The 2,590-nt window shown below is 62.1% G+C and carries 3 protein-coding genes and 1 pseudogene; all 4 read left to right on the top strand.

All coding sequences use genetic code 11. The annotated features are described in order from the left end of the window. Window positions 1-94: 94 nt before the first annotated feature. Window positions 95-565, top strand: a complete 471-nt coding sequence (ybgC, locus tag EOA22_RS30415; protein WP_013529144.1) for a tol-pal system-associated acyl-CoA thioesterase — start codon at window positions 95-97, stop codon at window positions 563-565. A gap of 399 nt (window positions 566-964) precedes the next feature. Then, a complete protein-coding gene (gene tolQ, locus EOA22_RS30410; protein ID WP_013529145.1) occupies window positions 965-1,675 on the top strand; it encodes a protein TolQ in 711 nt (236 codons plus the stop codon). Between the two features lie 10 nt (window positions 1,676-1,685). Continuing rightward, window positions 1,686-2,138 (top strand): protein TolR, encoded by a 453-nt coding sequence (gene tolR, locus EOA22_RS30405; RefSeq protein ID WP_013529146.1) that lies wholly within the window; start codon window positions 1,686-1,688, stop codon window positions 2,136-2,138. A 7-nt stretch (window positions 2,139-2,145) separates the two neighbouring features. Then, window positions 2,146-2,590, top strand: a pseudogene (locus EOA22_RS30400) (hypothetical protein); the annotation flags it as partial.

The raw sequence follows: 2,590 nt of genomic DNA, 5'->3' as shown, positions 1-2,590 counted from the left end.
CCATCAAAGTCTTGATCATCGCCGTCAACAGTGCCATCCGATGCTGTGTCACGCGGGAAACAGGTGCCTCGTCGGGGCTGAAAAAGGAAGCGCAATGGGCGATCATGGTGAATCGGCGACGCTGCTGGCCGGGCTTTCCGGTGCGCTGACGGCGTTCGGCCACCGGCTGATGGCGCGGGTCTATTATGCCGACACCGATTTCTCCGGCGTCGTCTATCATGCTCGCTATCTCGAATTCTTCGAACGCGGCCGCTCCGACTATCTCAGGCTGACCGGCGTGCACCACACAGAGCTTGCCGACGGCAAGCATGGCGAAAGAATAGTCTGGGTGGTGCGCCGCATGGAGATCGACTTTCGCGGCCCGGCCCGCATCGACGACATCCTGACCGTCGACACCCGCACCGAGGAGATTTCCGGCGCGCGCATCTTCATGGCGCAACAGCTCAAGCGCGGCGACGAGGTGCTGGTCGAGGCCAAGGTCGAGGCGGCGATCATCGGCGAGAATGGCCGCCCAAGGCGCTTTCCCAAGGAATGGGTGGCGGCATTCATGCCCCGGATGGGATGATATTCAGGTGATGCCGGCCTGCAAACGGTGATTCCCTGCGCTTCCGGTGCTCGGGTGCTTCAAGTACCCTCCGCTCCGGTTCTCGGAAACCGCCGCTTTCGGCTCGGCCTGACCTGAATCTCAACCCATCCTGACTTCGCGCTTGGATGATGGCGTTACAACTGTGCGGGCGTGGCAATGCGCCGCGCCTTATATACTAACCCATCCTTAACCATAACGGTTCATGAAGAGATTGGTGAAGATTGGCGTTATCGAACGCCTTCCTTTCACCAATATTTGCCCTGAAAAGGCCGACAACGGCACAGTTTGGGGTTGTTCCGGTAGCTTCGTGCGAACCGACCACAAGGGATGCCAGGGGCCAGCCGCCAGCTTCGCCCGGAAAATCTTAAGGACGTAACGATGGAAAATATCGCACTCGCCGATCCGGGCGCGCAATTGTCGGTTTGGTCGCTGTTCGTTTCGGCCAGCTGGGTGGTCAAGCTGGTCATGATCGGCCTGCTCTGCGCCTCGGTCTGGACCTGGGCGATCATCGTCGACAAGCTGGTTTCCTATGCCCGCATGCGGCTGGCGCTCAACCGGTTCGAGCAGGTGTTCTGGTCGGGGCAGTCGCTGGAGGAGCTTTACCGCACGCTCGCCGATCGCAAGACCACCGGCATGGGCGCCATTTTCGTGGCGGCCATGCGCGAGTGGAAGAAGAGTTTCGAGAAGGGCGCCAAGTCGCCGCTCGGCCTGCAAACCCGCATCGACAAGGCGATGGACCTGGCGCTGACCCGCGAGATGGAAAAGCTGGAAGGCCGCCTCGGCTTCCTTGCCACCACCGGCTCGGCGGCACCCTTCATCGGCCTGTTCGGCACCGTCATCGGCATCATGACGTCGTTTCAGGCGATCGCCGGCTCCAAGAATACCAGTCTCGCCGTGGTTGCGCCGGGCATCGCCGAAGCGCTGCTGGCGACGGCCATCGGCCTGCTCGCCGCCATTCCCGCCGTCATCGCCTACAACAAGCTGTCGTCCGATGCGAGCAAGATAGCCGTGCGCATGGAAGGGTTCTCCGACGAGTTCTCCGCCATACTCTCGCGCCAAATCGATGAAAAAGTGGCCCCCAAGGCCTGAGGAGTAGCAGATGGGTATGTCCATGGGCATGGCAGGACGCGGCGGGCGCGGCCACAGGCGGCGCGGCCGTCACCATGCACTGATGTCCGAGATCAACGTCACGCCGATGGTCGACGTGATGCTGGTGCTGCTGATCATCTTCATGGTCGCGGCGCCAATGCTGACGGTCGGCGTGCCGATCGACCTGCCGGATACGCAGGCTAAGGCGATGAATGCCGACACGCAGCCGATCACCGTCTCGATCAACGCCGCCGGCCAGATTTACCTGCAGGAAACCGAAATCCCGATCGAGGAACTGGTAGCCAAGCTGCAGGCAATTTCCAAGACCGGCTATGAGGAGCGCATCTTCATCCGCGGCGACAAGTCCACCGACTATGGTACGGCGATGAAGGTGATGGCCCGCATTTCGGCCGCCGGCTACAAGAACATCGGCCTGGTTTCACTGCAGGAACAGGACCAGTAGACGCGCGATGAAGACCGGCCTCACCACATCGGTGATCTTGCATACGGCGGCGCTGACCTTCGGCCTGTTCACGCTGACGGCGCCGGCGGCACTTCCGTCGTCCGACGTCGAGTCGGTCGCGGTCGATATCGTGCCGATGGAAGCCATTGCGCAGACGTTGCAGGGCGACAAAAAGGCCGTGATGCATGAAAAGCCGGCCCCTGTGCCGACGCAGCGCCCGGACATTGTGCCGGATGCGCAGAAGGTCGGTGAGAACAGTGTCGATACCGACAAGCCGATAACGCCGGAAGCCAAGCCCAAGCCCGTCGACATGACCTCGGCTCCGCCGCCCGCACCGACCCCGATCGAAAAGCCGAAGCCTGAGGACGTGCCGAAGCCGCAGGAGAAGCCCAAGCCTACCCCGGCAACGGAAGTGGCGCCGGCGCCGACGCCCAAGGAAGAGGTCAAGCCCT

Source organism: Mesorhizobium sp. M7A.F.Ca.US.014.04.1.1, from assembly GCF_003998745.1.
Taxonomy (GTDB): Bacteria; Pseudomonadota; Alphaproteobacteria; order Rhizobiales; family Rhizobiaceae; genus Mesorhizobium; species Mesorhizobium ciceri.
The sequence above is the reverse complement of the archived record's forward strand: the minus strand, read 5'-3'. Positions and strand labels throughout refer to the sequence as shown.